Source organism: Shewanella sp. CAL98-MNA-CIBAN-0140 (assembly GCF_040309905.1).
Classification (GTDB): domain Bacteria; phylum Pseudomonadota; class Gammaproteobacteria; order Enterobacterales; family Shewanellaceae; genus Shewanella; species Shewanella psychromarinicola.
Window position 1 is genome coordinate 94,568 of sequence record NZ_JBEOPI010000015.1, and the last position, 11,169, is coordinate 105,736.

The window sequence follows — 11,169 nt, forward strand, 5'->3', positions numbered from 1 at the left end:
GATTTTCCACTATGTGGAAAACGCTATTTTGTTAACTGAGTGAGGTGCTGAGATAACGATTTTCGATTTTCTGCTTTGGGCTTTTTGAGGACAATCTAGCGCGGAACTCATCGTGGAGCGGGTGGTGAAGCACCTAATGAAGACTCCGAATACATTAGCGCAAACCAACCTCGTTATCGACAATATCATTTGCAATAACGAGGCGGACCATACATTTTTGTGTCTGTTGTTTAAGTTAATTGCCAAGGTTCTCTAGGTATTTAACGAACGGAGCAAAATCACCTTTGTCAGCTTCCTTAAGGCAAGAGATATAAGCTTTGTGCTCTTCGCTCACTTTCTCTAGGTTGCCCTCTGCCCAGTTAAGCGGTGGCTCTTCTAGTAAAACCATGCGAACAACATCGGTAAATATACGCGAGTGCCTGCCGTTACCATTTGGGAAAGGGTGAATCTCAACAAGCTTGTGCTGTATGCCTTGGGTTCATATTGCCATTGGTAACTTAAAGGCATTTTTACTTGGGACATTTCATGGTGTTTCAGGAAAGTACCTACAAGAATACCTGAGCGAGTTCTGTTATCGGTTCAATCGTAGACAAATGGAAAGAGAAATACCTAACAGATTGTTAAATTTGGCAATAATTCACACGCCAATACATTCTTACTGAGCCAACTGCATAGGCATGATAATTTATTACTGATTTAGTTGATAGGTTTACTGGTATCAATAAGAACTGATTTATATGTACCAACAGGCAGTCGTCTATAAGGGAATGCTTTGCATTGGCCGTCAAAGTGGCGGAAGTGGTTATTCTTTACAACAGCAATAATTCGATAGTTCATTATCACATCGCCCTTAACGGCTTGATGTTCGAAAACGGGTATCCACACCAGTGACATTACAATTTTCCCTTAGATAAAAGTTTGTGGTGGAACGTTAAAGCGTTTTGATAACTTACGAATATGATTAAGATTCAACGGGCGTTTCTCATTTAGTATCAGAGAAACAAGACTTTTCTTACCAATTTCATTTTCAAAATCAGTCGTATTAAGTTTGTGCTGATCCATTAATACAGATAAGGCAGCAACGCCTGAGTTCAATTGTTTTAATCTATCGTTAAATCCTTTAAATTCTTTGGCTGTATCTTCATATTTTTCAATACTAATACATAACATATCAATCAACAGCTCATGTTGATCATAATCTTCAATAAGCTGCTCCATAAGCGCTAATGCTTGAGTATGTTCGGCTTCGTTGTTAATCCTTAAAATGAAACTCGCTTCCGCTGCAATGTGACTTAACCCTTGTTCAATTCGTTGTAAATTCATATTTCACCTTTTGCATATCGTTCACATAATTTATCGTAATCAGGGTGGTTAACAACATGCTTAACAAACATCTTTCCAGCCCTGAACTCAATGAATGCCATCAATCGAATGTTATTGCCTGAAATATCGATCACGTACCATTTATCTTTATATTTGAAATTATCTAAGCTACTAAAATACGCTTTTAATTCTTCTGGTGTTTTGCATTCAACCTTTCTTAATAGGTCATAAGCTTGCATGATTGCTTTTGCATATTTTGGGTATTTATTCGCGGCATCTTCAAACGGTTTTTTTGAAATAACGTGCATTAAATTTCTTATTAAGTTTACAATATGTAAACCATAACGCACCTTGCTATAGTTTGCAATGTGTAAACTATATGTTTTATAAGTTTTCGTAGAGACTCATTAAAGTTCTAGTAACGCCTGTAGATTCTTCCACATAATGATAAATAGTTTCGTTATCGTTATGCCTAAGTAACGTTGCAATTATATCTTCTTGGCTTGTATGCTTGTTCTTAGCTAATCTACTGCATAGCGCTTTTCTTCCGCAATGGCTCGAAAGTACCCCACCTAAACCCGCATTTTTACACCATATTGTAAAAGCCTCTTGAAGTGTATCAGCAGCCCAATAATCCACTGTCACACCATCTACGATAATTCTTCGTTTTACCTTTAGACTGTACCGTTTACCACCTTCCGCAAGAACTAAAGGCGAGTCAGGATTTAAACCACGGTAACTAGTTTTATCACTTGTGATCATGTGTTTTCGTTTTAATCTTATTTCAATATATTGATCAGCAGCTTTCTTCAATCGCTTATTAACGAATCAAGCATGATTAGCCTTATTGTTTTTACAGAGTTTTGCAGGAATTATTATTTCATCACGCCAAACGCCACTAGGCCACATAAAGCATTTAACGGGAATCGTAGCCGTTTCAGTTATCCTGAATCCATTTAGCTGCATGAAAACAATTAACTCATTACGTTCAGGATTTCGGCCCTCTTTAGCCCAATAAATAATGCGTTTAAGTTCTTTGTCCGTTGGTGCCCGAGAGCCTGAATTACCAATTACTCGCTTGCGTATTTGTGATTTTTTATAGTCATTAGGTAACTTTTTCCCTGATGTTTAACTAAAACACAGTAGAAAGCTTACAGAGTGCAGTGAATTACCCCGCGACTTCGCTTCGCTCTGATCACGGGGCTTCTGCAATCTAGCTTTTAACGGCTAAGCTGCTTCTTTTTTCTCAGTTCCCACACCAAACTTTGACGACTCAAAGACTTTCGTTTTAGTAGATGATTTCTTCTGAGATTTGGGGGTTACCCTGGCGACTATCCCAGCCGCCATTAAATCATTTTCGCCTGTGCTTTCGATAGATTTAGCTGCTGCTAAATCTCTACACTGGACTAAGTCGCAGTTTTCGCAGGCAAATTCTCGCACGTTAAGGCCAAACTTGTGCGTGTGTTTGCATTCATAACAAATGCCTGATGATTTCACATAACGACCTATTTCATGGTAAATACCGCTATTCAATTCAACTTTGTATTGAGTCAGCGAAGTGATCATACCCATCACATTATCGTTCACCATATGTCCGTTAAATTGCTGCATACCTTTCACGTTTAAATTCTCAAACACTATGATATCACTGGTCTTGGCTATCGAACATGATACTTCGTGAGCGAACGCTAGGCGTTGGCGTGAGATTTTTCCGTGAAGTGTATTTAAGCGTGATTTGGTTTTATGCCAGCGACGAGAGCCCTTTTCCCTTCGGCTCAACTGGACTTGAATTTGCTTTAGCTTTGTTGATGAACGTTTAAGAGCTTTTGGGTTTTTAACGTACCAACCGTTCGAACCTACAACCGTATGCCGACTGTTAATATCGTAGCCTACAATTGATGACAAGACCCGCTTAGCTGTCTTGCATTCAACCTCTTGAGTGAACGATACACTCCATTTACCATGTGATAGTTGGACAGTAACCGTCTTGATTTCACTGACTAATTTACGGTGTAAAACAATCGGCACTTTGCCCACTTTCGGAATGCTGACAGCCCCATTTTCGATGCGAATGCAGTTCGAGTTATTCACACACCTAAAACTGTCATTGTGCAGTCTTTTCTGTTTAAAACTGACTTTAAACGTCGGGAACTTTTGCAACCGACTCTTAGAAAAAGAATTTTTCAAAGCAGTATCCAGATCCCTTGCCACTTGCTGTGCCGCCGCAGAATCAAAGGATTTTAACCAAGAGAACTCTTCGTAGACCTTTAACTCTTTAATCAATTTTGCCATTTCTGGATAGAACAAAAACGTTTTGTCGTATCGATAACGACGCAGATTTTCTGACAGCAACAAGTTCCACAACCCACGAGCATAGGAGCCAAACTCAATGAGTTTGGCTCCTTGTTCTGCTGTCGGTTTGAGCCGAAAATTGTATCTGAGCACTTTTTTCATATACTGTACAGACTACTGTATGGACTAAGGTTGTCAAGTGGAATATTAAACTAATTAACACTGTAAGCATCTCATTGTGCTGCACTTAATACTGGTTGTTAAATATCGAAAGCAACTACTACATGGTGAAGTTGGTGAGTTTATGAAGAAAGCTGTTCTAAATATTTCGCAGAAGTCTGATTTTTCAGTTGAAGAGATAGGAATAGATAGGGATCACATACACATTCTTTTGAGGATTTCGCCAAGATATGCTGTTGGACAGCATGTTAGAAGAATTAAGCAGCAAACCAACAGATTGATTTGGATTAGATATCCGAATCTTAAAAAGCAATTTTGGCAGGAGAATACTTTTTGGTCTGATGGTTATTTTGTTTGCTCAGTCGGCGATGCCTCCGCAGATACAATTCGAAAATATATTCAAGAACAAGGTTAGTTTATCGATTCATCCCCGCGACTTTCGCTACGCTCGGATCACGGGGTTTTCTCGACATATTAGATAAATAACAACTTCGGGGAAATCCGTTAGAAATGAACCGCTGAGCAACCAGTATGATACTTTAATACTTGGTATGGCACTTTATTACTCGACCACAGTTAGTCGATACCCACCTGCCGCCTCAATAAAAAGTGAGAAATTTTTAGCGTGACCATCGGTTGCCGCTAATAGCCAAAACAGCACCTGAGACTTCATGAAGTTAACTCGATCTTGCTCTGAATTGGTGGAGCCTAATAAAGATGACATAATCTGCTCAATATCGGGACCGCCGTGGCTTTCATATTTTCTCGCTAGCGGAATGTTTAATGCTTGGCAAAAGTCCTCTTGGGGCAAACGCATAATCCATTTACAGTAGATGATGCCCGTGGCGTTGAGTCTAGTAAAGACAGGATGCTCAGCAAAGAGGAAATTCACCGTTGGCCTCTCTCTTTGTATAAACAGGGGCATAATATGGTACTGCGGCCAAAACCAGTTTTTACCTTCACCTCGGGCAAACGCAAAACCCGCTGCTGACGAGGTGGGTGTATTGCTGCTTAGGGTGATTGACGCTAACTAGGCGAGTTTGGCTATCACATGTTTGTACTACAGAAAGGGGCGAAACGGGACGCCCTATTAAAGTAGATCTTTGAGCCGGTTTAACAGCGCTTTACGGCTACTATTAGCCACAATGAAGCATTTGAAACGCTGTTCAAAAGCAGGACGATCCCCTTTGAACTGATAGGCTTCGTTCAGCTGATGCAAATCGCGTGATGCCGCATCGTAACCACTGGCGCAAGTTCGATCCGCTTGCTCTTGTGCTTGCTGCCAGCAGCGCTCACGCTGATTGTAGAGATCCGTCAACATCTTCTCTTTTTCCGCTTTTTCAATCGCCATTTTTTTTGCGAGCGCTGCGGCTTGCTCCTGCTGTAATTGGCTTTGAGCTTGTTCAAAGTAAGAAGAAATCACGTCGGGGGTTAACCAATACTGATAGGTTTCGTCTTTGTTGGCAGATTCTTTTCGCGTCATCGCTAAGGCTTGATGACGGGTTAGCTGGCCTTGTTCAAAAAGCGTGCTTAATAGCGTGTTTTTCTCCGCTTCCGTGAGATTATGCAGCCACACATCATACTGAAATTGGGCTTGTTTTGCTTGGTGACGTGGTTGATCGTTCAGTACCATCGCAAGTGCTTTAACCCAAGCTAAGGAAATATCATACAACGCAGAAAAAGCCTGTAATTCCTCACTAAGATGCTCAAAATCGAATTGAATTAAAGGTATTTCCTCAAGTTCGTCATTACAATCTAACGCTTTGAGCCACATAAAGTACACAAGGCGCCAATTACCTTGGATTAACTCGCTGCGTAAACCAGCTAAATACTGGAAAAAGTCGTTAGCATTTTCATCGTCAAAATATTCATAATACTCCTCGAGGGAAAAAATCAGCAATTGCCATTCTTCACTTTCGTGTACATGAAACCCATCACGTGAAAAACCAAGTAACGCATCAGGAAGAGTTCCCGCTGGTAGCTTGATGTAAGCATCGATTGTGCCCCAATCGGCATAGTAAAAACCAATGTCGAAGTATGTTAACATCAGCTCAGCGGGTTCTGCCTTTAAGTCACTGTAGGTTTAATACACCTGAAAGGACGTCGCGCTGATCTCAGCGCGGCTTGAAACGGTTCTGAGTGATTGGCGTGCCTTAGCATCCAAGTACCCATCCAATAGCTCGAATTTATAGTATTGATATTCGCTCACGATGACCTTGCTATGCGTTAATGGTGAATTGAAAGGTGTGTTTTAACAAAGGCTGTACCTGAACCACTCTGGCGACGGGTTCAGCGTTTAAATAACGTCTTGGGTCAATGGTCACAAATCCCCAAAACTGTAAAAATCGCTCAATAAAACGTGATTCAATGAGTATGCTTAAACTTCTTTCTGGCGAGAAGTCATCTTCCGTAGGGAAAGACTGTCGTAAATCGGGGAAAGCCGTCATAACCTCTTCAACCAGCTGATCCACACTGTTGTGGCTTTGAATACGCCACAGCATGAACAACCAAAAGGGTCGCAAGTCGATATCGTATTCAAAACCGTCCAAATACTCCCAGTTATATTTGCTGATTGCAGCTTCTAACATAGGTTTGAAAAATGCTTGTATACCTTCGGCCTGATACTGTTTTTGCGCTGATTTTTTCACATGGTAGCGGCCGCTGCGTCGATAAATAATGCCACTAATTTCGGCTAGCACTCTGGTGTAGTGCAAAGCATTAAACTTATCTTCGTTACTACCTGCAAACTCACTGATACTAATGTGACGCTCGAATTGAGCAACGGCAAACTCAGGCAATAACTCACTGGCCTGTTTGACCAATTTAGCCGGTAAGTTGCCTTTGCTCGTGGCTTTGAATGATCCATCTTGCGCCATGGCCTCATCAAGAATGAGAGCTAGATAACGCATCACAGGGCTGGCCAACAGCTCATATGGTGTGCTGATTGTCACCCACTGTAATTCATCGAAAGGCGCATAAAGCCAATTGGCCATTTGCGTTGGTGTCACACCACAAAAATCGGGATGAGGTTGATTATTGCGATCCTGGACTTTGTGCTGTAAAGCAGCGTTGAGTTCATCAAGGCTCAAATTTGGGTTCATTGCCAGCATGGCGTCGACATCACCAAATACTTGGGCATGTTGTTTGGAGAGGCTGCTCATACAACAACGTTTAAATTTTTTACCGCTGCCACAATGGCAAAGATCGTTACGACCAAGCTTCATTGTTGTGTCCCTTCTTATTATTGTAGAAAAAGCACTGCGTTTTCCTGTTTGCGCTGATCCAATGTCTTAGCAATCGCAGATACTGTCGTTTTACTGGTCCCTTGTTGCTGTGCAAGAAAAGTAAATTTGCTGAGTGCTTCAGCAACTTCTTCAATAACTTGCCTTGCATCACTCCAATTCGAAAAGCCTGCACTGCTCGCAAGTTTTTGCATCACCTTAATCGGTGGCGCTTTGCCATAACCTCCGAATGCAGTGGCGTGTTCGTTAAATGGATGTGGGCTGTACGTAACATCGTAAAAAGGTGCAGGATTCCATTGGCCATCATCAGCTTGCAAAAACGCCCAGTTTTTACTGTGGTCGTCTTGGTTAGACGACAGTAGATTAAAAATGGCGCGGCGAAATTGCAGTTGCCCAGCGGCTGGAGATTTACACAGCTGACGGCTGGCTTTGATCAAGTCAATGTAATCTAAACTTGGCGTTCGAAAGTCTGTATCCAGCAGCCCGCAGGCGCTGTGCATATGCAAGCGGCCTGAACTGCGCTTGCTGCTTAAATGGGTCTGTTCAGTGACGTAATCAAAACGCTTGAGCGCCAACCAAGCAGGCGCACCGCTTGTATTTGGTGCTTCAATAAGTTGCCAAATTGGCGGTTGGCACTTTGCTTGCTCGGCCATTTGCAAATAGACCGCCTCACACAAGCCTTCTTCATGACCGAGCGCTAGATTTTTCGAGGTAAACTTAATCAGCCAAGCTTCATCACCGGATTGGGCTACGGTTCGACAATGCTGAGTTTCCCCGGCAGGCATATAAATCTGCGCCTTTGGTCTTGCTCCACCCGAACTCCCCCCAGCGACTAATGCGGCCAACACTTGTTGAGTATGCCCATCTAAATCATCGTTGTTGTCATCCATATAACCTGACATTGAAGAATCGAACAGCGTTTGTGCTTCTAAGCCCAAGGTTGCTAAATCAATATCAGCGTGCGTCGAGGTTGAAAACTCAGACTCCGGAGAAAAAGACAGCGCCCCCATGCCTTTATCACCAACAAAGGCCAGCCTGTCCATCGCTGTTAATTGATTAGGCAGAATCCCTTTTTGCCGAAAAATACGATCTTGTAACAGCATGCCCCAACCATCGGGCAAACAATCCCCAAATACGCCATGCACACCTTGATGCGGTTGTTTAGGTGCTGCTTGAACTTGCGTATGAGCTTGTAAAGTAAAAGGCGATAAATTGCCAAACTGCTGCAAATAGCTGTCTGCATACTGAAAAAAAACGCCTTGCCGGTTCTGAGCCAAGACCCCTACCGATACCTGCTCACCTGAGCTTAACGTGCGGGTTACGGTGAGTTTTTGAATCGGTTTAAAACTCATCTTTTAGGACCTCATCAATGCTAATGGGGGTAGCAACGCGCTCTTTGTTAGGTTGCGTGAGCTGATAAAGCCTATCCAATGAGTCGAGAGTCTGCCAAAGCAACAGCAATTGGCGAAATGAAATTTGCCCTGTCAGCTCGAATTTCTTAATGGTGGACGCAGGCACGCAGCTGCGTTCTGCCAATGCCGTTCGTGATAGTTTTGCGCGTTGGCGTAACTCACGCAAATAAGCAGCATAGGCTTGGCTCACATCGGTATCATCAAGTAAGGTAAAATTCATCCGCAACGACTCAGTGGATACAGTTATATCCATTGTAGCGGTAAAGAAGCAAAAATAGCCACTATTGTATCCATTAATAGAAAAGGTATTGAAAATTTACTCGATAAAGCCTTTCAAAACGGCTATTTTTTAGCTCTAACAGCAAAGTGAAAACACCACTGTTTTTCGTACTCATAACCAAGAAGCTCCACTAAAATTGAGTAAAAGCCATAGGCAAGTGGTGGGCAAACAGGCATTTTTGAACAGTTTCTTTTCGATAAGCTAGTGACGCATTATTAGTGACGGTATAGCTTTTATTCTGGCAGCCTTACAGACTCCCCCCCAAGTCGGCTGGTTTAGCTGAACCCAGTTTTTCACACTCTAGGTCTACTGGAAAACAAAAAAGTGATCGTCTTCAATGTTATTGAGCGATCGGTTTCATGTTATTACGCAGCATAAAAGCATTGCTAGGACACCAAGCCATTATAGATACGCTTGGCTCTGATATTACAAGTAACCTGCAAGTGATCCTGTTAGATAAAATGTACGGAGATCTCAGAAACTAGCTATCTCATGGGTATATGCCTGCATCAAACTATTGGGGAACTGCTCCGAAGTATTTATGGTGGCTTGCTCTTCACATTTTAATGCTGCCTCTCGCGAGGCATTGGAAAGAAAACTACAAAGTAGAAGAGGCTGTTGAGTAATCTAATGCAGGCAGTGCAGCACAATGCTCTCCCTACTTTATTCAGGAAATATCCCCTATGTCTTGTCCTTGAAAAGCTCCAGCTCTCTACAAGCGATAAATCCTCTCTCGACAACTCATGATACCCAGCGCTTTCAACCTTTCCAGTAATGTCATAGCAAGTGTCATTTAGTAGAGTAACAACGTGATCTCGCCCCACATTAATCAGGGCTTTGGCTTCAGGAAACAGAGCGGCCAGAAACTGGTGAAATTGGTAACACCCACCTTCAAGAAATATGGTTTCAACATACCTATCAGTCGAGCGTAAAGAGCTAATTACCCCCTCAATTTCCATGTGCCTGTTTCCTTTGTCAGTGCTTGGCTTTCAATGGGTACTTATCAGGGTGTTTAATACCGTCCATAGATAAGTCCACATCAAGATCTGGCCAACAAAAACCATCTCGACCTTGCTCTTCAACATTAAAGACGGCGCTTACAGCCGCATCCTTAAACCAAGGAAAGGCTTCAAAACTTAAGAAGTGCTCCTCCCCTTTAGCAAACAGCCAAAGACCATGGGGAGTAACTCCCAAGACCTTAGCCAAAGTGTTTATTCCAAGCTGCTCTGATTTCATCTTCGTGATCCTTAACGCTGCGCTCAAGTTTAGAAAGCTCTTTAACTGAAAGGTGGTAGCTGCTGGCTAAGCCAATTTCAGGTTCTAACCAGAACTTTGCCTCGCCTTCATGCCCTACGACATGAACATGCATTCTTGCTTCTTCATTGGAAAAAAAGAAGAACTTAAACCCTCTTTCTAGGTAAATTGCTGGACTCATCTGTACGCCTTATCTGATTAACTTAAAACTATTATGAGCGATTGCCGCTCACATGCAACGTTATTTTGAGCGAATACTGCACACTATTTGCTATCACGTTCTATTTTCAAACCCAACACTATCAATTCAACGGCGCGGCGGCGGGTCTTCCACCAATCATAAAAGGTACGGCGTGGAACCTGGGCGAGATCTGCGACTTCTGTTGCATCTAGGCCACAATTAGCTTTGCAATACTTTGAAAATTCGCCTTGTTCTTTATTTGTCATATCATCCACTTTCTTCTCAACTTGAAGGATTCTAACCTTTTTTGTTTTGTTGCTTTTCTTTTGATAAACCACTCTGCAATCGGACTAAAAGCCGTATAATCCATTGCGAGGATCTTGCTAATAGAATTATCACTAAAGCCTGTTGTGATCATGATATCATTTGTGCTCATTCCTGCTTTATATGACTCAATAACGCACGTTCTAACAAGTGATAGACGCCTTACACCTGCATCCCAGAGCCCTGCATTTTTAATTAACTGATCTAACAGCCTGTTCATTGCGTGTGGGCTGATGCTTTCCCCTCTATGTTGCACAGTGAACGGCTTGAGATTGTCATCGACAAATAACGGGGCGTTTGGGTTTAGGCTCAGGTAATGCTTGTGAGGTATCGTATTGTTCCCCAATTCAACCAGCCATTTAATATACTTTTCGAACGCCCTTTTTAGCTCATCATTAGCCAGCACAATAGGCAATTCTGGTATTTTTACATTGGTCCTCTTGTATTCCATAACCAGAACAGGGTTTCCTCTGCGAACTAACTGTCATAACCGCTTCTTTCTTGTATTTAACCTGATACATAAAGGTTTAATAGATAAGAAATGTTAGATCACGCTGCTTTTTAACGATAATGCTACCATCCACTAAACTCGCTTTAGTATAGAGGTAAGCGGTCAATTAAGCGGTGGAGCCCGATATCATCAAGCTTTTAGATCGGCATGCCAAGGTAATAAATCACTTA

The 11,169-nt window shown here is 42.2% G+C and carries 14 protein-coding genes and 4 pseudogenes; 2 read left to right on the top strand and 16 right to left on the bottom strand.

The window, feature by feature from the left end:
• Positions 1–235: 235 nt before the first annotated feature.
• Entirely contained in the window at positions 236–388 is a 153-nt protein-coding gene (locus AAEY93_RS09845; protein ID WP_351076525.1) for a hypothetical protein, read from the bottom strand.
• A gap of 79 nt (positions 389–467) precedes the next feature.
• On the opposite strand from AAEY93_RS09845, the pseudogene AAEY93_RS09850 reads away from it, so the two are divergent.
• A pseudogene (locus AAEY93_RS09850) lies at positions 468–662 on the top strand (transposase); the annotation flags it as partial.
• A gap of 34 nt (positions 663–696) precedes the next feature.
• On the opposite strand, the gene AAEY93_RS09855 reads toward AAEY93_RS09850, so the two are convergent.
• From AAEY93_RS09855 to AAEY93_RS09875, 5 genes are all read right to left on the bottom strand, one after another.
• Positions 697–894, bottom strand: coding sequence for a hypothetical protein (locus AAEY93_RS09855; protein WP_351076528.1), 198 nt, complete (start codon positions 892–894; stop codon positions 697–699).
• A gap of 12 nt (positions 895–906) precedes the next feature.
• Positions 907–1,323, bottom strand: coding sequence for a helix-turn-helix domain-containing protein (locus AAEY93_RS09860; protein ID WP_351076531.1), 417 nt, complete (start codon positions 1,321–1,323; stop codon positions 907–909).
• Positions 1,320–1,631: a type II toxin-antitoxin system HigB family toxin gene (locus AAEY93_RS09865; protein ID WP_351076533.1), complete on the bottom strand. Its 312-nt coding sequence runs from the start codon at positions 1,629–1,631 to the stop codon at positions 1,320–1,322. The genes AAEY93_RS09860 and AAEY93_RS09865 overlap by 4 nt, the downstream gene beginning before the upstream one ends.
• A 76-nt stretch (positions 1,632–1,707) precedes the next feature.
• Positions 1,708–2,085, bottom strand: a complete 378-nt coding sequence (locus AAEY93_RS09870; RefSeq protein WP_351076536.1) for a hypothetical protein — start codon at positions 2,083–2,085, stop codon at positions 1,708–1,710.
• A gap of 465 nt (positions 2,086–2,550) precedes the next feature.
• Positions 2,551–3,777 carry an RNA-guided endonuclease InsQ/TnpB family protein gene (locus AAEY93_RS09875; protein WP_351076538.1) on the bottom strand — a complete coding sequence of 409 codons (1,227 nt, stop codon included), beginning with the start codon at positions 3,775–3,777 and terminating at the stop codon, positions 2,551–2,553.
• 70 nt (positions 3,778–3,847) lie between these two features.
• Between AAEY93_RS09875 and tnpA the strand changes: the two are divergent.
• Positions 3,848–4,210 (top strand): annotated as a pseudogene (gene tnpA / locus AAEY93_RS09880) (IS200/IS605 family transposase); the annotation flags it as partial.
• A gap of 159 nt (positions 4,211–4,369) precedes the next feature.
• On the opposite strand, the pseudogene AAEY93_RS09885 reads toward tnpA, so the two are convergent.
• The 10 genes and pseudogenes from AAEY93_RS09885 to AAEY93_RS09930 form a co-directional block, all read right to left on the bottom strand.
• Positions 4,370–4,618: pseudogene (locus tag AAEY93_RS09885) on the bottom strand (HipA domain-containing protein); the annotation flags it as partial.
• Positions 4,619–4,885: 267 nt separating this feature from the next.
• A pseudogene (locus tag AAEY93_RS09895) lies at positions 4,886–6,004 on the bottom strand (hypothetical protein).
• 10 nt (positions 6,005–6,014) lie between these two features.
• Entirely contained in the window at positions 6,015–7,019 is a 1,005-nt protein-coding gene (locus AAEY93_RS09900) for a YecA family protein (RefSeq protein ID WP_351076540.1), read from the bottom strand.
• Between the two features lie 17 nt (positions 7,020–7,036).
• The gene (locus AAEY93_RS09905; protein WP_351076543.1) at positions 7,037–8,389 is read right to left on the bottom strand and encodes a type II toxin-antitoxin system HipA family toxin; all 1,353 of its coding nucleotides are present in this window, start codon (positions 8,387–8,389) and stop codon (positions 7,037–7,039) included.
• Complete coding sequence (locus AAEY93_RS09910; RefSeq protein WP_124013273.1) at positions 8,379–8,669, bottom strand: helix-turn-helix domain-containing protein; 291 nt, start codon at positions 8,667–8,669, stop codon at positions 8,379–8,381. Before AAEY93_RS09910 ends, AAEY93_RS09905 begins: the two co-directional genes overlap by 11 nt.
• Positions 8,670–9,292: 623 nt before the next feature.
• Positions 9,293–9,688 carry a hypothetical protein gene (locus AAEY93_RS21280; RefSeq protein ID WP_502959552.1) on the bottom strand — a complete coding sequence of 132 codons (396 nt, stop codon included), beginning with the start codon at positions 9,686–9,688 and terminating at the stop codon, positions 9,293–9,295.
• A gap of 16 nt (positions 9,689–9,704) precedes the next feature.
• On the bottom strand, positions 9,705–9,965 hold the full coding sequence (locus AAEY93_RS09915; protein ID WP_124013271.1) for a DUF2442 domain-containing protein: 261 nt from the start codon (positions 9,963–9,965) through the stop codon (positions 9,705–9,707).
• Positions 9,928–10,164, bottom strand: a complete 237-nt coding sequence (locus AAEY93_RS09920) for a DUF4160 domain-containing protein (RefSeq protein ID WP_124013270.1) — start codon at positions 10,162–10,164, stop codon at positions 9,928–9,930. The genes AAEY93_RS09915 and AAEY93_RS09920 overlap by 38 nt, the downstream gene beginning before the upstream one ends.
• An 83-nt stretch (positions 10,165–10,247) precedes the next feature.
• On the bottom strand, positions 10,248–10,430 hold the full coding sequence (locus AAEY93_RS09925) for a hypothetical protein (protein ID WP_124013269.1): 183 nt from the start codon (positions 10,428–10,430) through the stop codon (positions 10,248–10,250).
• Positions 10,427–10,939: a hypothetical protein gene (locus AAEY93_RS09930; RefSeq protein ID WP_351076546.1), complete on the bottom strand. Its 513-nt coding sequence runs from the start codon at positions 10,937–10,939 to the stop codon at positions 10,427–10,429. The genes AAEY93_RS09925 and AAEY93_RS09930 overlap by 4 nt, the downstream gene beginning before the upstream one ends.
• Positions 10,940–11,169: the final 230 nt, after the last annotated feature.

Bases quoted from the DNA above. Each gene is read 5' to 3' on its own strand.
- AAEY93_RS09845 (WP_351076525.1), bottom strand. From the start codon at position 388: ATGGTTTTACTAGAAGAGCCACCGCTTAACTGGGCAGAGGGCAACCTA.
- AAEY93_RS09855 (WP_351076528.1), bottom strand. From the start codon at position 894: ATGTCACTGGTGTGGATACCCGTTTTCGAACATCAAGCCGTTAAGGGC.
- AAEY93_RS09860 (WP_351076531.1), bottom strand. From the start codon at position 1,323: ATGAATTTACAACGAATTGAACAAGGGTTAAGTCACATTGCAGCGGAA.
- AAEY93_RS09865 (WP_351076533.1), bottom strand. From the start codon at position 1,631: ATGCACGTTATTTCAAAAAAACCGTTTGAAGATGCCGCGAATAAATAC.
- AAEY93_RS09870 (WP_351076536.1), bottom strand. From the start codon at position 2,085: ATGATCACAAGTGATAAAACTAGTTACCGTGGTTTAAATCCTGACTCG.
- AAEY93_RS09875 (WP_351076538.1), bottom strand. From the start codon at position 3,777: ATGAAAAAAGTGCTCAGATACAATTTTCGGCTCAAACCGACAGCAGAA.
- AAEY93_RS09900 (WP_351076540.1), bottom strand. From the start codon at position 7,019: ATGAAGCTTGGTCGTAACGATCTTTGCCATTGTGGCAGCGGTAAAAAA.
- AAEY93_RS09905 (WP_351076543.1), bottom strand. From the start codon at position 8,389: ATGAGTTTTAAACCGATTCAAAAACTCACCGTAACCCGCACGTTAAGC.
- AAEY93_RS09910 (WP_124013273.1), bottom strand. From the start codon at position 8,669: ATGAATTTTACCTTACTTGATGATACCGATGTGAGCCAAGCCTATGCT.
- AAEY93_RS21280 (WP_502959552.1), bottom strand. From the start codon at position 9,688: ATGGAAATTGAGGGGGTAATTAGCTCTTTACGCTCGACTGATAGGTAT.
- AAEY93_RS09915 (WP_124013271.1), bottom strand. From the start codon at position 9,965: ATGAAATCAGAGCAGCTTGGAATAAACACTTTGGCTAAGGTCTTGGGA.
- AAEY93_RS09920 (WP_124013270.1), bottom strand. From the start codon at position 10,164: ATGAGTCCAGCAATTTACCTAGAAAGAGGGTTTAAGTTCTTCTTTTTT.
- AAEY93_RS09925 (WP_124013269.1), bottom strand. From the start codon at position 10,430: ATGACAAATAAAGAACAAGGCGAATTTTCAAAGTATTGCAAAGCTAAT.
- AAEY93_RS09930 (WP_351076546.1), bottom strand. From the start codon at position 10,939: ATGGAATACAAGAGGACCAATGTAAAAATACCAGAATTGCCTATTGTG.